Here is a 20,938-nt window from a genome sequence, read left to right on the forward strand (position 1 = left end):
TCGAATCAACCAGAAAGAGGGGCGGGCACAAGCCCAGGGCGCCGCGCTGGTAGTGCTGCCAGCGGTGCGCAAAAGAGGGAGAAGAAGGAGGGAGTCCCGAACCGGGACTCAGGCGCGCGGCGGCGCCTGGGCCGGTGGACGCAGGCTGGCGTGGCGCAGTGCCCGTACCGGGGCGTTGGCTGGCGCGTGCTGGTAGGGCGTGTCACCGGGGGCAGCCAGTGCCGCTGTGGGCTGGTAACTTGGGGCCAGGCCGGCGGCGGCGACGCTGCACACCGGGCAGTTCGCCATGCGTGACAACGCATCGGAGGAATCGGCGGGATCGGACGAGTCGGCGCTGGCGTCGAGCGCGGTGAGCGGGCTGTTGTGGACCGTGCAGATCTCGCCCCACAGGGTTTGCTGCCACAGCATTTGCCCCACATGGCGGGTGCTGAGCTGCGCCATCCACAACTGCGCCAGCACGGCCAGCAGCGCCAGGGCCAAGGCCAGGCGGTGGGGGCGGGGAAGGGAATGTCGCAGCATCACGGTGGGGCATTGTGCCGGTGCCCCCCGCTCTGCCTTTGATGCGCGTCAAGACACCGATGGCCCGCAGCGCGGGCTCTGTTGTCAATGGGCCTGGGGTATTCTTCAACCCCGTTCTTTTTCGCCCCCTTGCCGTGACTCTTGATCTTTCCCGCATCCGTGCCATCACGCTCGACCTGGACGACACCCTGTGGCCGGTCTGGCCCACTATCGGGCGCGCTGAAGAGGCGCTGCAGAGCTGGCTGGCCGAGCACGCACCCGCCACCCGTGCGTTGCAGGCACAGCCAGGTGTGGGCCGTCAACTGCGGGAACAGATGCAGCGTCAGCACCCTGAGCTGGCACATGATTTCAGTGCACTGCGCCGGGGTGCCATCCGCTTGGCTCTGGAGCGCGCCGGCGACGACCCGGTGCTGGCCGAGGCCGCTTTCGAGGTTTTTTTTGCCGAGCGCCAGCGCGTCGATTTTTTTGCCGATGCCTTGCCAGCGCTGGAGTATCTGAGCCGACGCTACCCGGTGGTGGCCTTGTCGAATGGCAATGCCGATGTGCAGCGCGTCGGCGTCGGGCACTACTTTCATGCCTCGGTCAGCGCGCGTGATGTCGGTGCGGCCAAGCCCGATGCACGCATTTTTCAGCGTGGCGCGCAGGCCGCCGGCGTAGCGCCCGAGCAGGTGTTGCACATTGGCGATGATGCCCATCTGGACGGGGTCGGCGCCCTGGCGGTGGGGATGCAGATGGCTTGGGTGAACCGCTCTGGCCAAGTCTGGGAGCATGCAGCGTATGTGCCGCACACCAGCGTGACCGAGCTGGGCGCCTTGTGCGCGCAGTTAGGCCAAGTCTGATGCCTTATGGAACGCCTTGATTAAGGGTAAAAATGGCCTTAAAGCACGGATGGACGTGCGGTTTAAGCTATTTTTTTAGAAGCATTTCAGCGGTGGGCTGCGCAGCTGTCAAACCTTGGTCGCCGCCAGGCCGGCGGCAGTGCCGCTGCGCACCGCGCCTTCCAGCGTTGCGGGGTAGGGGCCGGCGATGTAATCGCCGCAGGCCCACAGACCGGGGGCGAGCTGTGCGCCGGGGCGCTCCAGGGCCGCAGTGCAGGCAAAAGTGGCGCGTTTATCGACCACGGTTTGCACGGTGTGCAACTCTGACAGGCCCAGTTCGTCCTGGGCTTGCTGCAGCACTTGCTGCTCTAACGTGGCACGTTCACCCTGGCTGGTGCTGACCACAAAGGCCAGCAGACCGGACGGGCCGCCGAGCTGGCCCCGGTCAAAAACGAACTGCGCCGGGCGCTCGGTGTTGCTACGCAGCGCCACCATCGGGCGCGGTAGCAGCGCACCGCTGGGGGGGGCCACGCCTTGTACGTAGACGGTGGTGATGGCTTCAAAGCGCAGTGCCTGCGCGCAGGCGGCCCAGTCGCACAGGGGCACTGTCATGGCGTAGGGGGCGCTTTGCGCGCAGTGCGATACCAGGCGCGCCGCTTCGGTGCTGGATGTCGCCAGGATGACGGCATCAAACACCATGCCATCCACGCTCCAGCCACCTTGCGCCGCTGCCACGACCGATTGCACGCGTGTGCCGGTGCGCACAATGGCACCCTGGGCGCGCAGCCAGCGCGCGGCGGCTTGCGGAAACGCCTCCCCCAGATCGATGCGTGGCAACAGCAGGTTGGAGCCACCGCGCCCACTGAACAGGCTGTCTTTCAGTACGCGTAAAAACACTTGGGCGCTGGCCTCGTCGGCGGGGGTGTTCAGGGCGGCGATACACAGCGGCTCAATGAATTCCTGGCGCAGCCGCACTGGCAGTGCCGCGCACAAATCGGCCACCGAGGTCTGGGGTGCACAGGCAAAGCGCGTGCGCTGCCAGCGCAGTGCCAAGCGCAGCAGCGCCAGGCGCTCACGCCAAGACCAGCCGCGTGCGCTGGCAATGCCCAGCAGAGCGTCCCACGGCGGTGCCAGTTTGGGCCACTGCAGGCCGCTGCCATCGGCAAAACGCAATGCCAGCGGCAGGCGCAACAGGGCAATGTCCGGGTTGACACCCACCAGACGCATCAGCCGCAGCGCCTCGGTGTAGGCACCAATCAGAATGTGTTGTCCATTGTCCAGCAGCAGTGGGGCGCCGCTGGCATCTTGGCCGACGAGGGTCCGGGCGCGCCCGCCGACGGTGCGCGCAGCTTCAAATACGCTGGTGTAGTGGCCAGCCTGCACGACCGTTGTGGCCGCTGCCATGCCGGCCCAGCCGGCGCCGATGATGGCCACTTTCATGCGTGCAGCGTCCCGCAGAGAGGCATTGGCCGGAGGGTGTGCAGAGACATTGCCATCACATGCGTCCCAAAGCCTGCATTTTCCAGGCTAGCCAGAATTTGCGCAGCGGTGTCAGGCTGATGCGCTGGTGCAGCACCTGGAAGTTGTCGCGCTCGATCTCGGTCAGCAGCGTGCGGTAGATGCTGGCCATCATCAAACCGGGCTTTTGTGCGCGCCGGTCGGCGGCGGGCAGCAGCGCCAGCGCCTCGTCGTAGAGGCGGTGCGCACGCTCGGCTTGAAAGCGCATCAGTGCGGTAAAGCGTTCCGAGTAGTCGCGTTTCAGCACTTCGTGCGCCTTGACATCAAACTGTTGCAGATCGTTGACCGGCAAATAGATACGTCCGCGCAACGCGTCTTCGCCCACGTCGCGCAGGATGTTGGTCAGTTGCAGCGCTTGGCCCAAGCGGTGCGCATATTCGGTGGTGGTCGGGTCGGTCTGGCCAAAAATCTGTGCGGCCACTTCACCCACTACGCCCGCCACCAGATGGCAGTAGCGCTGCAGCGCGGGGTAGTCGAGATAGCGTGTCTGGTCCAGATCCATCTGACAGCCTTCAATGACCGACAGCAAATGGCGTGGCTCGATCTGGTAGGCACTGGTGTGCGGCATCAAGGCCTGCATTACCGGGTGCGTGGGCTGGCCTTGGAAGGACTGGGTCACCTCTTTTTGCCACCAGGCTAATTTGGTGCGAGCCACGTTATCGTCAGATATTTCATCGACAACGTCGTCAATTTCTCGACAAAAAGCATAAAAAGCTGTAATCGCTGCGCGCCGGGGCCGGGGCAAGAAAAGAAAGGCGTAATAGAAACTGCTGCCTGAGGCAGCGGCTTTTTGCTGGACGTACTGTTCCGGATTCATGGGGAGGGATTGTCCCATGGTGGGTGTGCCTCTGCGCCGTCTTGGCGACCCGGATCGATAAAGCCGGTGCTGGTCTTTGTTACAGCGTGAGTCAAGGAGCGACCAGCTATGATTTCATCGCCTGTAACTAATTGAACTCCTCTTCCATGTTGAACAACCTGCGCATCACCCAGCGCTTTATCGTCATTCTTTGTGCCTTTTGGCTGTCTGGCGCGGTGGTGATCGCAGTCAGCGTGTGGGGGTTGTCTTCAGCACGCGACAGCCTGAAAACCGTGCACGAGGATGCCATGCACGCGGCTTTGCTGGCCGATGAGAACATCGTCATTCAGCAGCAGACCCGGATGCAGGTACTGCTGGCTTTTCAGCATGCACCCGATAGTGCTCTGGTCGGCGTCCACAACCATCCCGCAACGATGCATCTGGAGACCATTGCGACCAACCAGACACAGGCGGGAGCTTTGATCAAAGAACTCGAAGCCAGGGCTATCGATCCGCAGGCCCAGCAATTGCTCCAGTCTTCCCAAGGGGTGCGCAAGGTTTGGCGCGAAAAATTGGGCCACACCCTGGAGGCGATCAAAGCCGGGGATTTCAGTCCGCAGGTGATGACGAATTTCCTCGAGGCCAGTCGCAACGAAGGTGAAGCCGTTGCCAAGTCGATGATGGCGTTTCGCGACTATCAGACCAAACGTGCCGATGCGGCCTCCCAGGCGGCCCAAAAGCGCTATGAAATCGCCATGGTGGTGTTTGCACTGGCCACCTTTTTGCTGGGTGCTCCGGCCTCGGTGATGGCGCTGGTACTGCTAGCGCGGATGCGCAAGGGCTTTGCATCGGCCAATGCGATGGCGGCGGCGATTGCCGCCAGTGACCTGACGCACAAAGAGGAGTGCTCGGGGGGCGATGAAATTTGCCAACTGCTCCAGCAGATGGAAACCATGCGCAGCAGCCTGCACCATATGATTGTGCAGGTGCGTACCGGCTCTGACACCATTGCCGGCGCTTCTGCCGAGGTCGCCATGGGCACGCAAGATTTGTCCAGCCGCACCGAGGCGCAGGCCAGTTCGCTGGAGCAGACGGCAGCCGCCACCGAGCAACTCTCCAGCACGGTGCAGACCAATGCCGAAAGCGCCCACCGGGCCAGTCAGCTGGCGGGCGACGCCACCGGCGTGGCCGAGCGCGGTGGCGCTGCGGTGGCGCAGGTGGTGGGCACCATGGAGGCGATCAACACCTCGTCGCGCAAAATTGTTGACATCATTGGCGTTATCGACGGCATTGCCTTTCAGACCAATATCCTGGCGCTCAATGCGGCCGTCGAGGCGGCGCGCGCTGGCGAGCAGGGCCGGGGCTTTGCCGTCGTGGCATCGGAAGTGCGCAGCCTGGCTGGACGCTCCGCCGACGCTGCCAAAGAGATCAAGGCTTTGATCACCGATTCGGTCGATAAGGTGGGCGTGGGCACCCAGCAGGTGGCGCAGGCGGGTGCGACCATGCAAGAAATCGTCACCGGTATCCAGCGCGTTTCTGACATCGTGGCAGAGATTGCCTCGGCCAGCCGCGAGCAGTCGATGGGTATTGTGCAGATCAACCAGGCGGTGACGCATCTGGATACCGTGACGCAGCAAAATGCCGCTCTGGTCGAAGAAACCTCTGCCGCCTCCGGTGCTCTGCAAGATCAGGCACGCCAGCTGGCCAGCGTGGCTGCGACCTTCAAATTGCAGTCGGGCGCTGGCCTGCAGCACTCCGCTGCCGTGCGTGCCCCAGCCAGAAAAACAGTCAGCCCCAAAGCCCTGACCATGCACTGATCTCCCCCCTACACTTACGCCCACTATGGACGTAAAGACAAACTTATTGGTGCTGGGCATCGAATCCTCGTGTGATGAAACCGGCGTGGCGCTGGTGCAGGCCCACGCCGGCGCTGCTGTGCCGACGCTGCTGGCGCACGCCTTGCACAGTCAGATTGAAATGCACCAGGCCTATGGCGGCGTGGTGCCCGAGCTGGCCAGCCGCGACCACATTCGCCGGGTGCTGCCCCTGACCCAAGCCGTGCTGGCCGAAGCCAGCCGTTCGCTGGCCGAGGTCGATGTGATTGCCTATACGCGCGGCCCTGGCTTGGCTGGGGCGCTGCTGGTGGGGGCTGGTGTGGCCTGCGCCCTGGGGCTGGCGCTGGACAAGCCCGTGCTGGGCGTACACCACCTGGAAGGGCATTTACTCTCGCCCTTTTTAAGCGCCGATCCGCCGCAGTTTCCGTTTGTTGCGCTGCTGGTGTCTGGCGGCCACACGCAGCTGATGCGGGTCGATGGCGTGGGTCAGTACCAGATTTTGGGCGAAACCATTGACGACGCGGCGGGCGAAGCCTTCGACAAATCAGCCAAGCTGATGGGCCTGGGTTACCCTGGTGGGCCGGCGTTGTCGCGTTTTGCTGAGCAGGGCGACCCAGCGGCGTTCAAGCTGCCGCGCCCACTGCTGCACAGTGGCAACCTGGATTTTTCTTTTGCCGGCCTGAAAACTGCCGTGATGACGCAAGCTAAAAAGCTCGGCGATGCGCTGGAGGCGCGCAAGGCCGATCTGGCGGCCAGCACGCAGGCGGCCATCGTCGATGTCCTGGTAAAGAAATCGCTAACGGCCTTGCAGGAAACCGGTTTGTGCCGCATCGTGGTGGCCGGCGGAGTGGGCGCTAACCGTCAGCTGCGCGCGCAGCTGGACACAGCGTGTGCACGCCTGGGAGTGCGTGTGCATTACCCCGAATTGGACTTGTGCACTGACAACGGTGCCATGATTGCCCTGGCCGGCGCCATGCGCCTGCAGTCCGGCCAGCAGCAGGCGCAGCGCGATTACGCCTTTGACGTCAAGCCGCGCTGGCCGCTGGATGCGATTGCGCCGGTGGTGGCCAGTGGCGCATCCGCCAACGATGTGCTGCGCTGACCGGCTGCCAGTGCGACTGCGGTGTATGAACGCGACGTTGTGACGTCGCTGTTGCGCGCAGCTTTACGCTGCATTCACCTGCCCGAGAAGAAGCCGACGGATGGCACTTGCAGAATGGTCTTTGATGCCATCGACCGGAAACAACCCAGATTCCATGATTTCTTTTTTTCTCCATCGCCCGCTGCTGCCTGCTGCGCTGGTCTTGCTGCTGGCCGGTTGCGCCGCTGTGGCGCCGCCGGCCACTGGCGTCCTCGATGTGGCATTGCCCCCGGCGTGGTCGGCCGCTGCCCCACCCGAACCTCTTGCTGCCACCTCGCTGGTGCAGTGGTGGCAGCGTTTTGACGATCCGCAACTGACCGCCTTGGTGGCGCAGGCGCTGCAGGCCCACACCAGCGTGCGCACGGCGCAGGCAGCATTGCAACAGGCGCGGGCCCAGGTCGATGTGCAAAACGCCGGTCTGGCGCCGCTCGTCGGGGTATCGGCATCGGCACAGCGCGGCAAATCGGGCGGCGCTGGCGCCAGCAACAGTTTTCAGGCTGGGTTCGACGCCAGCTGGGAGCCGGATGTGTTTGGCGGCCAGCGCAGTGCCATTGCAGTCAGCCAAGCCGACGCCCGCGCTGCTCAAGCCAATCTGGGCGCGGTGCAGGTATCACTGGCGGCCGAGGTGGCGCTGAACTACATCACGCTGCGCAGCTTGCAGGAGCGTCTGGCGATTGCAGGCAACAACCTGGCCAGCCAGCAAGAAACGCTGCAGATCAGCCAGTGGCGCCTGCAGGCCGGCTTGGTGACGTCCTTGGTGACCGAGCAAGCACGCGCCGCCACGGCGCAGACGGCAGTGCAGATACCGGCGCTGCAGGCCAGCATGGCGCAGTCGCGCCATGCGCTGGCGGTGCTGACCGGCCAGGCGCCCGGTGCACTTGAAGCGTCTTTGGTCGCCGTGCAACCAGTGCCGCAACCCGCCGACACGCTGGCGCTGGCCATGCCTGCCGACACCCTGCGCCAGCGTCCCGATGTACTGGCGGCCGAACAGCGCGTCAGCGCTGCCTGGGCGCGCGTGGCCCAGGCGGATGCAGCACGCTACCCCGACTTTCGCTTGAGCGGCTCGCTGGGCCTGCGCGCGCTCACTCTGGGGGCGCTGAGCAACGGCGCCTCGGTGGCCAACTCTCTGCTGGCCAGCTTCAGCGGTGTGCTGTTTGATGCCGGTGCTGCGCGCGCGCAGGTGCGGGTGCAAGAAGCCAGCGCCGAGCAGGTGCGCCTGAACTACCAGGCCACCGTGTTGACTGCGTTGACCGAGGTGGAAGATGCTCTGGTCGCCCTGCGTGGTGACCGCGAGCGGCTGGTGCAACTGCGCATCGCCGCCGAGGCTGCAGGCAACGCCGCGCTGCTGGCCAACGACCGCTACACCAGTGGGCTAATCGATTTCCAGACGGTGCTGGAGACCCAGCGCACGCTGCTGGCGACGCAAGACAGCGTGGCCAGCACGGCTGCCAGCCTGAGTGCTGACCATGTGCGCCTGTACAAGGCACTGGGCGGCGGCTGGCAGCCCGAGGAATTTTTGTCTGTACCCGCCGCGCTGCAGGCGCACTGATTTCACCCGGATTGCCATGACTTCTTCTGAAAAAAAATCATCCACTGCCGCCGCTATGCCCGATTCCTCCAGTGCCACGCCAACCAGCCTGCAGGCCCTGTTGGGCACCGGTGCTGCGCGCCGCTGGTGGCAGCGCGCGCCGCTGTGGATCGGTGTGGCCGTGCTGCTGGCGGGTGCGGGCGGCTATGTGTATTGGCAAAAGCAGCAAGCAGCCGGCGCTGCGCCGCGTTTTGTCACTGAGCCGGTGCAGCGCGGCAATCTCACGCTCACGGTGGCGGCTACCGGCACCTTGCAGCCGACGCGCTCGGTGAACATTGGCAGCGAACTGTCGGGCACGGTGCGCCGCGTGCTGGTGGATGTCAACGACCAGATCAAAAAAGGCCAGGTGCTGGTCGAACTGGACACGGCCAAGCTGTCGGCCCAGGTACTGCGCTCGCGTGCTGCGCTGGCCGCCGCCTATGCACGCCAGGCGCAAACCGCCGCCACCGTGAAAGAAGCCCAGGCCAGCATGGGGCGGCTGGAAGAAGTGGCGCGCCTGTCGGGCGGCAAGGTGCCCTCGGCGTCCGAGCTGGATGGCGGGCGCGCCACCCTGGAGCGCGCGCTGGCCGATGCCACCAGTGCCAGCGCCAGCGTGCAGGATGCCAAGGCGGCGTTGTCCACCGATGAAACCAACCTCTCCAAAGCCTCCATCACCTCGCCCATCAATGGTGTGGTGCTGACGCGCACGGTGGACCCCGGCAACGCCGTGGCCGCCTCACTGCAGGCGGTCACGCTGTTTACCGTCGCGGAAAATTTGAGCCAGTTGCAGTTGCAGGTGAACGTGGACGAGGCCGATGTCGGCTCGGTCAAGGTCGGGCAAAAGGCCAGCTTTACTGTCAGTGCCTATCCCTCGCGTCCGTATCCGGCGCGCATCACCCGCGTCGCCTTCGGTTCGACCAAGACCGACAACGTCGTCACCTACATCACTTGGCTGGACGTGGACAACTCTGATTTGAGTTTGCGTCCGGGTATGACGGCGGCGGCCACCATCACTTCGACCGAGCGCAATGACGTGCTGCTGGTGCCCAACACGGCCCTGCGTTTCACCCCCGTAGCGGCAGGCGCGCCAGGGGCAGCGGCCAGCGGCTCCGGCGGCGGTATCCTGTCGCAACTCATGCCGCGGATGCCGCGCTCGGGTACACGGCGCAGCGCCGGCGCCTCCGAGAAAGGCACCGCTGGCAAGACGCGCCAGATCTGGCTGCTCAAGGACGGCGTGGTCGAGCCGCTGCAGGTCAGTGTGGGCATCAGTGACGGGCGCATGACCGAAGTCAGCAGTGCGCAGTTGCAAGTGGGCATGAACGTCATTACCGACCAGCGCTCCGCTGCTGCCGCGCCATGAGCCAAGAGTTGCCGCTGATCCGCCTGCGCGGCGTGACCAAGGTGTACGGCGAAGGCGTGCTGGCGTTCCAGGCGCTCAAGGGCGTCGATTTGGACATTGCACGCGGTGACTTTGTCGCCATCATGGGCCCCAGCGGCTCGGGCAAATCCACCGCCATGAACACGCTGGGGTGCCTCGACCGCCCGACCACCGGCGAATATTTGTTCCAGGGCGTGCATGTCGAATCACTGACGCGCGACCAGCGCGCGCTGTTGCGCCGGCGCTATTTTGGTTTTGTGTTTCAGGGCTTCAACCTGCTGGCGCGCACCTCGGCGCAAGAAAACGTCGAACTACCGCTGTTGTACCGGGGTGAGACGGCCCATGCGCGCCACACTGCTGCCGCGCGCGCACTGGAATCGGTGGGACTCAAGGGCTGGGAGCACCACACGCCCGCTGAACTGTCGGGTGGGCAACAGCAGCGCGTGGCGATTGCCCGCGCCATCGTTACCGAGCCGGCGGTGCTGCTGGCCGACGAGCCCACCGGCAACCTGGACACGCACCGCAGTTTGGAGATCATGGAGTTGATCTGGCGCCTGAACCACGAGCGCGGCATTACCGTGCTGATGGTGACGCACGAGGCCGACATGGCCGCTTATGCCCGGCGCATCGTGCGCTTTGTTGATGGAGTGGTGGACAGTGATGCGCCTAACGCCCACCCGGCGGGTTTGCGCATTGCCAGCGTCGAGCCAGCGCCAGTTGCCACAGCGGAGGGGTCCTGACATGTGGCTCAGTACCCTGCTGCTGGCGCTGCGCTCCATCCGGCGCAACCTGATGCGCTCGTTTTTAACCATTTTGGGCATCGTGATTGGCGTCAGCGCCGTCATTACCATGGTCACGCTGGGCAACGGCGCCACGCTGGCGGTGCAGAACCAGATTTCTGGCCTCGGTACCAACCTGCTGCAGGTGCGTCCGGGCCAGCGCATGGGGCCGGGCAGTGGCGGCGCGGCGGCGTTCAAGGACGTGGATGCCGATGCCATTGCCCAGCAAATCGGCGGCATTGTCGCCGTGGCCCCCGAAGGGCGCACCGGTGCCACCGTGGTGGCGGGCGGGCGCAACTGGACGACCAGCATCATCGGCAGCACCAATGCCTGGCTGCAAACCGGCAACTGGACGGTGCAAAGCGGGCGCGAATTTAGCAACGACGAATTGCGCGCCGGCGCAGCGGTGTGCCTGATTGGCTCCACTGTGCAGCGCGAGCTGTTTGGCGGCAAGGATGCCGTCGGCCAGCAGTTGCGCGTGAAAGCCTTTTCGTGCGAAGTCGTGGGCGTACTCGGCTCCAAAGGGCAGGGCGCTTTTGGCAACGACCAAGACGATGTCGTGCTGGTGCCGCTCAAAACCTTGCAGCGGCGCGTCACCGGCAGCACCCGCGTGCAAACGCTGCTGGTGTCGATGCAAGACGGCAGCGACCCTGAGCGTGTCAAAGCCAGCCTGACGCAACTGCTGCGCGAGCGGCGCAAGCTGGCCGAAACCGATGAGGACAACTTCAACGTGCTCGATACCAAGCAGCTGGCCGACACGCTGTCGGGCACGACCAAGGTCATGACCACCCTGCTAGGCGCGGTGGCGGCGGTGAGCCTGCTGGTGGGCGGCATCGGCATCATGAATATCATGCTGGTCAGCGTGACCGAGCGCACCCGGGAAATCGGCCTGCGCCTGGCGATTGGCGCGCTGGAGCGCGAAGTGCTGCTGCAATTCTTGATTGAAGCGGTGGTGCTGGCGGCGCTGGGCGGCCTGCTGGGCATCGTGCTGGCCACAGGTGCTTCCATGTTGCTGGCCAACGTGATGAGCGTGCCCTACGTCTTCAACGTTAGCGTGAACGTGATGTCCTTCGTCTTTTCGGCCGGTATTGGTGTGCTGTTTGGCTACTTCCCCGCCCGCCGCGCCGCGCGCATGGACCCGATTGAGGCACTGCGGCATGAATAAAGCGGTGTTTTTGATTTTTAGGTCAAAACAGCCTCTAGCCCAATAGATACGTGCGTTAGAAGCTATCAAAATAATATGGCGTGATACAGGGGCTGGGTGGCGCAATCTGTTCGTTTTTGCCCGATACACTGCAATCCCGCTTCGGGTGAGCCGCCGTGGGTTTTTGCAGATTTGGAAGAAATTACCACCATGACCTTTTCGTTTATCGCTCCCCTGCGCCGCCCGGTATTGACCGCGGCTGCCGCCTTGGCATTGGCTTGCACGCTGGCACCCACCAGCTTTGCGCAAACGGCAGCCCCCGGCACCCCAGCGGCCGTGGCCACCGCGCAGCCGATCAAAGTGGCGCTGATTGAGAGCCTGTCCGGCCCCTTCGCCAACACCGGCGAGGCGGTCTATCGCAACATCTTTTGGGCGATGGAGCGTGTCAACGCCCGTGGCGGCGTGGCTTTGCCGGCCGCGGCGGGTGGCGCGCGGCCCCTGGTGCTGCAGCGCTACGACAGCAAGGGCCAGAATGAAGAAGCGCTGTCGGCACTGCGCGCTGCCATCGACGACGGTGCGCGCGTGGTGATGCAGGGCAACTCGTCCGCCACGGCGGCCGCGCTGATCGATGCCATCAACAAACACAACGAGCGCGAGCCCGATAAGCGCGTGATTTTCTTGAACTACTCGGCAGTCGATCCGCTGCTGACCAACGAAAAATGCAGCTTTTGGCACTTTCGTTTTGACGCCCACGCCGATATGCGTATGACGGCGCTGATGGACGTGGTGCGCGCCGACAAAGCATTGAAAAGCGTCTACTTGATTGGTCAGGACTACAGCTTTGGTCAAGCGGTGCTGCGCGAAGCCAAAAAGCAACTCGCCGCCCAGCGCCCGGATGTCGCCATCGTCGGTGACGAGCTGCACGCCGTCGGCCGCGTGAAAGATTTCGCCCCCTACGCCGTCAAAATTAAAAGCAGCGGCGCGCAAGCCGTCATCACCGGCAACTGGGGCAACGACTTGACGCTGCTGGTCAAAGCCGCGCGCGAAGTCGGTTACACCGGAATTTTTTACACCTTCTACGGCAACGCGCTGGGCGCTCCGGCGGCGCTGGGCGATGCGGGTGTCGGCAAAGTAGTGGCTGTGGCTGACTGGTTGCCGAACGTGCAAAGCGCGCCGAGCGAAGCGTTTTACCAATCGTTTCGCAGCCGCTTTCCCAAGCCGCAAGACGATTACGTGCACATGCGGATGCAGTTGATGGTGGAAGCCTTGGCCCAGTCCATCGAGCGTGCTGGCAGCGTGGATGCCACGGCAGTAGCGCGCCAGATGGAAAGCGCCAGTGTGCAACTGGCCGGTCGCAGCGGCACCATGCGCGCCGGTGATCACCAATTTCAGCAGCCGTTGGTGGTGGGGGTGATGGACAAACAGGGCAGCACCGGCGTCAAGTTCGACGTTGAAGGCTCCGGCTATGGTTTTCGTGTGCTGCGCGACATTCCTGCCGCGCAAACCCAGCAGCCGCACAGCTGCAAGATGCAGCGGTTTTAATGCCATCAGAGCGTTTTTGACTGATTTGTCAAAGGGCGCTTTTTACCTATCCCTGCCCATCAATCAAAAATAATAGCTAATACCGCTGATATTCATTTGATTTCAGATGATTTTTCGTCTGAAAACAAATAAATACGGGCGCTATATGCTCACTTTTTAGATTTTTTTACACTGGCCGGGTTGCCAGTCAAACTGCTACCCCAGTCAGCACTCAAGAGGAAGACGCCGATGCAAGGCATGAAAAACTGGTACCAGGAGCACCCACATCTGTTCCACAAGAGACCATAGGACCGTCTGGGATGCGACAGATATATCTCCGAAAAAATGCCTGCACCATCAAATAAAAAATACGCAACTTATTGATTTGATTGCAAATTTTATTTTGCTGTAATTTTAAAATAGATTTAACTGCCGATTTAAAAAACGTCCTGTATACTGATTTTGACAACAAAAATAAAAAGTTACGAAGAAATCCGTCTCTGCTTTTTATGCCTCAAGTGATCCTTATTTGCTTGTGGAGTTCTGTTAAACGCCAATTTAAATGGCAACTCAAACGGCGGCTTAAAAAGCGCTAAAAATCGGAGATTTTCATGGCTACAAATAAACAAATGATCGCGGCGTTTTACCTGTCCTACTACGGCCGTCCGGCTGATGCGGGTGGACTGGCTTACTGGACAGAGCAGCTTGACCTGAGCGGCGGAAATCTTGGCGTCATCGTCAATGCGTTTGCCAATTCAGCAGAATCTACCGCAAATTTTGGCGCGCTGACTACAGCACAGCACATCGCCCAGCTGTATCAGGACTTGCTGGGCCGCGCGCCTGAAGCCGCTGGCGCAGCGTACTGGCTTGGCGAAGTCACCGCGGGTCGCATGACCATCGCCCAGCTGGCTATCAACGTGTATGTGGGCGCGCTCGGCGCAGACGCCACCACCGTGCAGGTGCGCCAGCAAGTGGCCGACCAACTTACTGCCGCGCTGCCCGCCAACGGCACCGGCTACAGCGGTCAGGGCGCCGTTGAAGCGGGCCGGCTGATTATCCAAGCGGCCAAGGCAACCACCAGCGCTGCAGACATCGCCGCCTTGGCTACCGCAGGGGTCAAACTGGCCGCCAGCGCAACCGCCAACCCTGCCGTTATGACCGCGCTGATCGGCGCTAATGGCCATCTGACCGACTTGCTGGGCACCACCGCAGGTGCAGCCACCCCCCTGGATTTGGTTAACCTGATCAACACCATCATGGATACGGCAGCCGGCAATAGCACTTCTCTGACTACGCTGCTGGGCACCACAGGAACGTTAACCGATTTGGTCACTCACCTGCCCTCAGGTGTCACGCTGACAGGCTTGGACAGCGCTATCCATTCAGGCGGATTTGCTGGTGGTGCGGCGGTAGTGAATTCCGGTGGTGCTACAGACCCAGTATCCATCCTTACCACCGCCCTCGATACCCATATCGGTGGAGGTGAAGATAATTTATTTTCTGGAATTTTCAGTGATGGTGGGACCAATACGTTTAATGCGGGGGACACACTCAACGGTGGTCTTGGTTCGGATACGCTGCGGATCGGCAGTAGCATAGCGGCTACCGCCATCACATTAGATGACACTTTTTGGACAAATATCTCCAATATCGAAAAAATCGAAATACTGACTACGACTGATGGCGTACAAACATTGACTCTTGGTAATAATTTTTATGCTGCCTTCACCAGTGTAGATATGAAGACCGATTCCACTGCCGGTGCGATTAATATGACCTTGGGCGGAAATGTCAGTAAAGGGGTCAAGCTCACGACTACCTCTACTGATGGTATCCAGACCCTCCATACTGGCACAGGTGCGGGTCTTGTGACTGTGGATGCAATTTCTACTGCGGGTGGGTTGAATATCAGTGGCTCAGATGTCACTGCAGTCACAACCCAATCTACCGCTGGCAATCAGATTATCAATGTGACCAATGCAGCTTCATCGGCTATCACGGTCAATGCAAGTTCTACAGGTGGTACGCAGAGCATTGCCACGGGTGCAGGTGATGATATTATTAATACTACCTCTACTACTGGGGTTGTCTCTATTACCGGGAAAGCGGGTAATGACATTATCACTCTGAAGACCCATACAGGAGTTGATACGATCATTTTCTCTGGTGTTGCGCTGGCGGACGGCGCCTCCGTCGCCGCTCAAGTGGCGGCCAATGGTGTGGATGTCATCTCTGGTTTTGTTTCCGCCAGCGATAAAATTAACGTGAGCGCTCTGAATACTGCAGCTGCCATGACGGATGTGACTACAGCAGCACTTGCAGATTCTCTGATACTTGTTTCTGGTAAGGCGATCAGCGTCAGCGCGACGGGATTGGCTGCCGGTCTGACGACAGGCGGTACTGCTGTCATTGCAGCAGGCGAATGGAACAATATGATTAAGGTCGCCGCCTATCTGGATGAGTTGATGACCGTGACCTCAGGGGCTCAACACAACGTCATTGTGTTGAACGATACTTCTGGCAGCAATAACACGACGTATGTGTATGCACTGTCTAATGTCGGCAGTGATATCACGATTGATGCGGCTGACATCGTCTTGGTGGGCACCATCACGCACACGGCTGGTACGGCGATTCTGGCTACTGCCCTTGCCTTTGCTTAATCGGTAAATTCTTTGGCGAGGCAATTGGCCATTTCACTCAGCGCTATCAAGATGCGCTAAGTGCTTGGTTATTGCTCTCCTTGCATTGAGGTGCCGCAATGAAAAACCCCGCTTCCCAAAAGAAGGCGGGGTTTTCTATTTGGCTGTCCGAAATCAGCAATCTGGCTGCGCAGCCAGCCCGGCTGCTCCCCCTCAGCGCCGAATTCGGTGTCCCGTCTTGAACACCCACCACACCACGCCCAAACACGCGGCCATAAAGCCCAGCGTCATGCCGGTGCTGACGCCAATGTGCACATCGGCCTGGCCGTAGAAGGCCCAGCGCAGGCCGCTGATCAGGTAAACCACGGGGTTGAACAGCGACACCTTTTGCCAAATGGGCGGCAGCATGTTGATGCTGTAGAAGGCGCCGCCTAAAAAGGTCAGCGGCGTGATGACCAGCAGCGGAATGACCTGCAGCTTTTGAAAGTTGTCGGCCCACAGGCCGATGATGAAACCGAATAGGCAGAAGGTGATGGCCGTCAGCACCAGAAAGCCCACCATCCACACCGGGTGCGCGATTTCGTAGGGCACGAACACGCGCGCCGTGGTCAGGATCAGCGCGGCCACCATCAGTGACTTGGTGGCGGCTGCGCCGACATAGCCCAGCAGTACCTCCACCCAGTTGATCGGTGCGCTCAACAGCTCGTAGATGGTGCCTGACCACTTGGGCATGTAGATGCCAAAGGCGGCGTTGGAAATGCTCTCGGACAACAGCGACAGCATCAGCAGGCCGGGGATGATGTAGGCGCCGTAGCTGACGCCACCGATGTCGCCCATGCGCGAGCCAATCGCCGAGCCAAAGACGATGAAATACAGCGCCGTGGTCAGCACCGGCCCGACCAGGCTGCCCATCCAGGTGCGCAGGGCACGGTGCATCTCAAAACGGTAAATGGCGCGCACGCCGTGCAGGTTCAGGCCGGTCATGCGGTGGGGGCTTTCTGTTCGCTGGGTTGCGTGTGCACCAGGCTGACGAAGATGTCTTCCAGTGAGCTTTCACTGGAGTGCAGGTCCTTGAAATCGATGCCGTGTTCGGCCAACGCGCGCAACAGCGCGGCAATGCCGGTGTCTTCCTGCTGGGTGTCGAAGGTGTAGACCAAAGTGGCGCCGTCCTGGCCCAGCACCAGCGGCCAGCGTGCCAGCGCGTCGGGAATGCGCGCCATGGGTTGCTGCAAGGTCAGCGTGAGTTGCTTCTTGCCGAGCTTGCGCATTAGCACGTTCTTTTCTTCCACCAGGATCAGTTCGCCCTGGCGGATCACGCCGATGCGGTCGGCCATGTCTTGGGCTTCTTCGATGTAGTGCGTTGTGAGGATGATGGTGGTGCCGGCGCGCTGCAGTTCGCGCACCAGGCGCCACATGTCGTGGCGCAGTTCCACGTCTACACCGGCGCTGGGCTCGTCGAGGAACAAAATTTTGGGCTCGTGCGACAGCGCCTTGGCGATCAGTACGCGGCGTTTCATGCCGCCCGAGAGAGCCAAAATTTTGCTGTCCTTCTTGTCCCAGAGCGACAGGTCTTTCAGGATTTTTTCGATCAGCGCCGGGTTGGTGGGCTTGCCAAACAGGCCGCGGCTGAAGCGCACCGTGTCCCACACGGTCTCAAACGAGTCGGTGTGCAGTTCCTGTGGCACCAGGCCGATGGTGGTGCGCGCGGCGCGGTAGTCGCGCACAGTGTCGTGGCCGTCGGCGGTGATGGTGCCGGCGCTGGCGTTGCTCATGCCACAGATGATGCTGATCAGCGTGGTCTTACCGGCGCCATTGGGGCCGAGCAGGGCAAAAATTTCGCCCCGGCGGATGTCCAGGTCGATGCTTTTCAGCGCCTGAAAGCCGCCGGCGTAGGTTTTGCTCACGCCGCGTACGCGCACGATGGCGTCAGCGGTTGGAGCGCGGGGTGGAGTCGAAGAGGTGTGGGGCATGGAGCGCATCGGTGCAAGTGAATAAGAGCGGCTTAGCGCTGGCGGACGCGTGCGGCAGCCACTTCGCGCCCGAGTTCAATCACTGCCATGGCGTAGTAGCTTGACCAGTTGTAGCGCGTGATGGCGTAGAAATTGCCGGTGCCGGCCACATAGCTGGGGGTATCGCCGCCGTTTTGCAATTCGATCAGCGCCAGCGGGCCGTTGTGCTGCGCGCCGCTGCCTTGCAGCACGGCGCCTTTGGCGGCCATCTCGGCGGGGCTGAAGGTGGGCTTGATGTCGGGCGCCATCAGTGTCGGCATGTCCAAGCGCACGGGGTCGAATTCGACCGGGTAGGTCGGCGCCATGCCGGGGGTCCAGCCGTGCGCGATGAAGTAGTTGGCGACCGAGCCGATGGCGTCCTGCGGGCTGGCAAACAGGTCGATGTGGTCGTCGCCGTCAAAGTCAACGGCGTAGCGCACCCAGCTGGATGGCATAAACTGGGGCAGGCCCATGGCGCCGGCATAGCTGCCGCGCGGCTCGAAGGGGTTGGTGTGGCTGCGCTGCATCAGGCTGAGGAACTGCTCCAGTTCACCCCGGAAGAATTCCCGGCGCTCCAGCGCGCGCGGGTGCGCCGAGGGAAAGTCAAACGACAGCGTGGCCAGCGCGTCGATGACGCGGAAGTTGCCGATGTTCTGGCCGTAGATGGTTTCCACCCCCAGGATGCCGACGATGATTTCTGCCGGCACACCGTACTGGCGCTCGGCGCGCGCCAGTGCCGCACTGTGCTGTTGCCAAAAGCGCACGCCGGCGCGGATGCGAATCGGCTCGATGAAGCGGCTGCGGTAGGCGCGCCAATTCTTGGCGCTGCTGCGGGCCGGTGGCAGCATCAAGGCGGGCACTTGCGGCAAAAAACGCGCCTGGCCGAGGGCCTCGCGCACCCAGGCAGGATCGAGGTCGCGGCGTGCGGCCAGATCGTCGGCAAATTGCATGGCGTCGGCGCGGCTGGCGTAGGGGGTGCTGCCTTCTACGGTCTTGCTGCGTGGGGTAGGTGCTTTCTCGGCGGGGGCCGTGATCGCCGTCCTGCGGAGTGTATTTTTAGGGTCATTTTGGGCTATAGCGCACGTAGATATTGCGCTTATAGCTATGAAAAAAATAGCGGAAGGGGTGCGTCGAAAGCAAGGCGGAATCAGGATCATGGAGGGTATTTTCGCCTTTGGAACAGATTCTTACGCGCTCGGGGCCATTGGCCAGGGGAGTTGGCGTGCTTGGCGCCGCAGGGCGTGCAATGGCATGTGGGCGTGGCTGACCGGGGCGTAGCGCAGGGACTCCAGTTGCAGCAGCCACTGCGCCAGCGGATCGGCGCTGGTACCAAAGTGCGCTCGCGCCAAGCGCGCCATGGTGCGCGGCGGGGTGCTGTCAGGCAGGCTCAAGCCTGCGCGCGCTAAGCGCTGGCGGGTGCGCTGCAGCAGCCGCAGCCAGGGATCGTGCTGGCGCCGCTCCCACAGCGCCCAGACGGCGCCAGCCAGCGCCACCGCGCCCACCAGGCTGGCCAGCAGGCGCGCCAGGTCTTGCCCACTGGGCGCCTCAAAGCCCAGCGCCTTGAGCAGGTTGAGCTGGCGCGTTTGGGTGTAATTCAGTACCCACTGGTTCCAGTGGTTGTTCACCGCCTCCCAGACGGCGCGCAGGTGCTGCGCCATGCCGGGGCTGATGACAGCGCCCATGGCGTTGCCAAAGGCGCTGCGCGGTGCCAACAGGCGCTGAAACTGCCCCACGCGCCCGGGTGAGACGGCGCCGGTCGGATCGACGCGCACCCAGCCGCGCCCGGCGATCCACACTTCGGTCCAGGCATGGGCGTCGCTTTGGCGCACCGTCCAGTAGCCATCGACGCTGTTGCGCTCGCCGCCTTGGTAGCCGGTAACGATGCGCGCCGGGACGTCGGCCGCGCGCATCAGTACGGCGAAGGCGGAGGCGATGTGCTCGCAAAAACCGGCTTTTTTATCAAACCAGAACTCGTCAGCGGTGTGCTCGCCATAGATGCCGGGCTCCAGCGTGTATGCGTAGTCCCCGGTGCGCAACAGCGTGAGAGCCGCCTCGATCAGCGCTGGCGTGCCGCCCTGGACTAGGGCGGGATCGGCCAGCAGTTGCTGCGCCAGCGCCCGGGTGCGCGGGTTCGAACCCTTGGGCAGGCGTGAGAACAAGCGCAGTGGGTCCATTGCCTTGGCGTTATCGGCGCGCTCCAGTGGACCGTAGCGAAACTGTGGGTAGCTGGTGGCGCGGTAGCGCGTGACTTCGGTGATCGGGCGCGTGGTCAACCACTGCAGGTCGTTGCCCATGAACACCCCGGTGCCACGGATGTCGGGCCGCTCGGGCGCTGCGTCCAGCACCAGCAGCCACGGGCGACGGTGGGGCTCCAGGGTGACGGCGTAGTGCAGCGGCTCACCCTGCACCTGCAGGTGGGCGGCGGCTGCAGCGTTGGCGGTCCTCGAATCGGCCACCCAGGCTGGGCCGTTTTCCAGAGAGCTACTGCGCCAGTTGCGCCCGTCAAACTGTCCCAGCACCGGGCCGCGAAAGTACAGCTGGGACTGCGGCGGTGCCGCGTTGCCGGGGGTATCAAACAGCACCCGCAGGGCGACGCTGTCGTCCAGCGCCAGCGCGGCAATGTGGCCCACTTGCATGCTGCCCGACAGCCCGGAGCGCCCGACCCGATCATCGCTGGGCATGCCCCACAGCGGCGCCATGCGCGGAAACAGCACAAACAGCGCCAGCATGATCGGCGCGCCCAGCAGCGCCATGCGCGCCGCCATGCGCAGCGACTGCGCCAGCGGCGGGCGCCCGACCGGCAGGTGGGCGTTGACCAGCGCCGTCAGCAGGCCGAGCAGACCAATCAGCATGGCAGCGGCCACGGCCAGCGATTGCGAGAAGAAAAAATTGCTGAGCAGGGTGAAGAAGCCCAAGAAGAAAATCACCATGGCGTCGCGCCGCGCGCGCATCTCCAGCGTTTTGAGTCCTAGCAAGATCACGATGAGCGTGACGCCAGGGTCGCGGCCGATGATGGTGCGGTAGGTGGCCCAAGTGGCGGCGACCGCCAGGCCCAGCAGCAGCATCGCCACCCAGGAGCGTGGCAGCGGGTGCCCGCGCCAGGCCAACACGCCGCGCCATAACAGCAAGCCGGCAGCAAAAGCGCTGGCCCACAGCGGCAAATGGGCGCTTTGCGGAGCGATCACCCAAGCAATGACCAGCAACAAAAACAGCGTGTCGCGGGCCTCGCGGGGCAGGGCAGTGAGCGTTTGGCGCAGGCGCATGGGCGGGCTTTTAAAGGAAAAGGAGCATT

General features: G+C 62.6%; 16 protein-coding genes. 9 read left to right on the forward strand and 7 right to left on the reverse strand.

The window, feature by feature from the left end:
- Window positions 1-108 precede the first annotated feature (108 nt).
- The gene (locus tag Q390_RS0115495) at window positions 109-519 is read right to left on the reverse strand and encodes a DUF2946 family protein (protein WP_156949934.1); all 411 of its coding nucleotides are present in this window, start codon (window positions 517-519) and stop codon (window positions 109-111) included.
- A 134-nt stretch (window positions 520-653) separates the two neighbouring features.
- Here Q390_RS0115495 and Q390_RS0115500 point away from each other — a divergent pair, with 134 nt between their 5' ends.
- Window positions 654-1,358 carry an HAD family hydrolase gene (locus Q390_RS0115500; protein WP_027996881.1) on the forward strand — a complete coding sequence of 235 codons (705 nt, stop codon included), beginning with the start codon at window positions 654-656 and terminating at the stop codon, window positions 1,356-1,358.
- A 108-nt stretch (window positions 1,359-1,466) separates the two neighbouring features.
- Here Q390_RS0115500 and hpnE read toward each other — a convergent pair whose 3' ends face one another.
- Window positions 1,467-2,777, reverse strand: coding sequence for a hydroxysqualene dehydroxylase HpnE (gene hpnE, locus Q390_RS0115505; protein WP_027996882.1), 1,311 nt, complete (start codon window positions 2,775-2,777; stop codon window positions 1,467-1,469).
- Window positions 2,778-2,832: 55 nt separating this feature from the next.
- Entirely contained in the window at window positions 2,833-3,672 is an 840-nt protein-coding gene (hpnD, locus tag Q390_RS0115510) for a presqualene diphosphate synthase HpnD (protein WP_027996883.1), read from the reverse strand.
- Between the two features lie 146 nt (window positions 3,673-3,818).
- Here hpnD and Q390_RS20575 point away from each other — a divergent pair, with 146 nt between their 5' ends.
- From Q390_RS20575 to Q390_RS0115550, 8 genes are all read left to right on the forward strand, one after another.
- Window positions 3,819-5,468: a methyl-accepting chemotaxis protein gene (locus Q390_RS20575; protein WP_027996884.1), complete on the forward strand. Its 1,650-nt coding sequence runs from the start codon at window positions 3,819-3,821 to the stop codon at window positions 5,466-5,468.
- 25 nt (window positions 5,469-5,493) lie between these two features.
- On the forward strand, window positions 5,494-6,588 hold the full coding sequence (gene tsaD / locus Q390_RS0115520) for a tRNA (adenosine(37)-N6)-threonylcarbamoyltransferase complex transferase subunit TsaD (RefSeq protein ID WP_027996885.1): 1,095 nt from the start codon (window positions 5,494-5,496) through the stop codon (window positions 6,586-6,588).
- Window positions 6,589-6,742: 154 nt separating this feature from the next.
- Entirely contained in the window at window positions 6,743-8,176 is a 1,434-nt protein-coding gene (locus Q390_RS0115525; RefSeq protein WP_027996886.1) for an efflux transporter outer membrane subunit, read from the forward strand.
- A 16-nt stretch (window positions 8,177-8,192) separates the two neighbouring features.
- Complete coding sequence (locus Q390_RS0115530) at window positions 8,193-9,554, forward strand: efflux RND transporter periplasmic adaptor subunit (protein WP_027996887.1); 1,362 nt, start codon at window positions 8,193-8,195, stop codon at window positions 9,552-9,554.
- Window positions 9,551-10,312, forward strand: a complete 762-nt coding sequence (locus Q390_RS0115535) for an ABC transporter ATP-binding protein (RefSeq protein ID WP_027996888.1) — start codon at window positions 9,551-9,553, stop codon at window positions 10,310-10,312. Before Q390_RS0115530 ends, Q390_RS0115535 begins: the two co-directional genes overlap by 4 nt.
- Window position 10,313: 1 nt before the next feature.
- Entirely contained in the window at window positions 10,314-11,516 is a 1,203-nt protein-coding gene (locus tag Q390_RS0115540) for an ABC transporter permease (protein WP_027996889.1), read from the forward strand.
- Window positions 11,517-11,705: 189 nt separating this feature from the next.
- On the forward strand, window positions 11,706-13,037 hold the full coding sequence (locus tag Q390_RS0115545; RefSeq protein ID WP_051603295.1) for a branched-chain amino acid ABC transporter substrate-binding protein: 1,332 nt from the start codon (window positions 11,706-11,708) through the stop codon (window positions 13,035-13,037).
- A 590-nt stretch (window positions 13,038-13,627) separates the two neighbouring features.
- Complete coding sequence (locus Q390_RS0115550; protein WP_084153957.1) at window positions 13,628-15,679, forward strand: DUF4214 domain-containing protein; 2,052 nt, start codon at window positions 13,628-13,630, stop codon at window positions 15,677-15,679.
- A 192-nt stretch (window positions 15,680-15,871) separates the two neighbouring features.
- Here Q390_RS0115550 and Q390_RS0115555 read toward each other — a convergent pair whose 3' ends face one another.
- Genes Q390_RS0115555 through Q390_RS0115570 form a run of 4 tightly spaced genes read right to left on the reverse strand, consistent with a single transcriptional unit; the run spans window position 15,872 to window position 20,909 of the window.
- Window positions 15,872-16,633, reverse strand: a complete 762-nt coding sequence (locus Q390_RS0115555) for an ABC transporter permease (protein WP_027996892.1) — start codon at window positions 16,631-16,633, stop codon at window positions 15,872-15,874.
- Between the two features lie 5 nt (window positions 16,634-16,638).
- Window positions 16,639-17,628, reverse strand: coding sequence for an ABC transporter ATP-binding protein (locus tag Q390_RS0115560; protein WP_027996893.1), 990 nt, complete (start codon window positions 17,626-17,628; stop codon window positions 16,639-16,641).
- A gap of 32 nt (window positions 17,629-17,660) precedes the next feature.
- Window positions 17,661-18,803, reverse strand: a complete 1,143-nt coding sequence (gene mltB, locus Q390_RS0115565) for a lytic murein transglycosylase B (protein WP_051603289.1) — start codon at window positions 18,801-18,803, stop codon at window positions 17,661-17,663.
- A 30-nt stretch (window positions 18,804-18,833) separates the two neighbouring features.
- Window positions 18,834-20,909, reverse strand: coding sequence for a transglutaminase TgpA family protein (locus Q390_RS0115570; protein ID WP_027996895.1), 2,076 nt, complete (start codon window positions 20,907-20,909; stop codon window positions 18,834-18,836).
- Window positions 20,910-20,938 lie beyond the last annotated feature (29 nt).

It is taken from the genome of Simplicispira psychrophila DSM 11588 (genome assembly GCF_000688255.1).
Lineage (GTDB): Bacteria > Pseudomonadota > Gammaproteobacteria > Burkholderiales > Burkholderiaceae_C > Simplicispira > Simplicispira psychrophila.

What these genes read in the sequence shown, in the direction of transcription:
- hpnD (WP_027996883.1), bottom strand. Translation starts at nt 3,672, where the DNA reads ATGAATCCGGAACAGTACGTCCAGCAAAAAGCCGCTGCCTCAGGCAGC.
- Q390_RS0115540 (WP_027996889.1), top strand. Translation starts at nt 10,314, where the DNA reads ATGTGGCTCAGTACCCTGCTGCTGGCGCTGCGCTCCATCCGGCGCAAC.
- hpnE (WP_027996882.1), bottom strand. Translation starts at nt 2,777, where the DNA reads ATGAAAGTGGCCATCATCGGCGCCGGCTGGGCCGGCATGGCAGCGGCC.
- Q390_RS0115550 (WP_084153957.1), top strand. Translation starts at nt 13,628, where the DNA reads ATGGCTACAAATAAACAAATGATCGCGGCGTTTTACCTGTCCTACTAC.
- mltB (WP_051603289.1), bottom strand. Translation starts at nt 18,803, where the DNA reads ATGATCCTGATTCCGCCTTGCTTTCGACGCACCCCTTCCGCTATTTTT.
- Q390_RS0115525 (WP_027996886.1), top strand. Translation starts at nt 6,743, where the DNA reads ATGATTTCTTTTTTTCTCCATCGCCCGCTGCTGCCTGCTGCGCTGGTC.
- Q390_RS20575 (WP_027996884.1), top strand. Translation starts at nt 3,819, where the DNA reads ATGTTGAACAACCTGCGCATCACCCAGCGCTTTATCGTCATTCTTTGT.
- Q390_RS0115495 (WP_156949934.1), bottom strand. Translation starts at nt 519, where the DNA reads ATGCTGCGACATTCCCTTCCCCGCCCCCACCGCCTGGCCTTGGCCCTG.
- Q390_RS0115530 (WP_027996887.1), top strand. Translation starts at nt 8,193, where the DNA reads ATGACTTCTTCTGAAAAAAAATCATCCACTGCCGCCGCTATGCCCGAT.
- Q390_RS0115560 (WP_027996893.1), bottom strand. Translation starts at nt 17,628, where the DNA reads ATGCCCCACACCTCTTCGACTCCACCCCGCGCTCCAACCGCTGACGCC.
- tsaD (WP_027996885.1), top strand. Translation starts at nt 5,494, where the DNA reads ATGGACGTAAAGACAAACTTATTGGTGCTGGGCATCGAATCCTCGTGT.
- Q390_RS0115535 (WP_027996888.1), top strand. Translation starts at nt 9,551, where the DNA reads ATGAGCCAAGAGTTGCCGCTGATCCGCCTGCGCGGCGTGACCAAGGTG.
- Q390_RS0115545 (WP_051603295.1), top strand. Translation starts at nt 11,706, where the DNA reads ATGACCTTTTCGTTTATCGCTCCCCTGCGCCGCCCGGTATTGACCGCG.
- Q390_RS0115570 (WP_027996895.1), bottom strand. Translation starts at nt 20,909, where the DNA reads ATGCGCCTGCGCCAAACGCTCACTGCCCTGCCCCGCGAGGCCCGCGAC.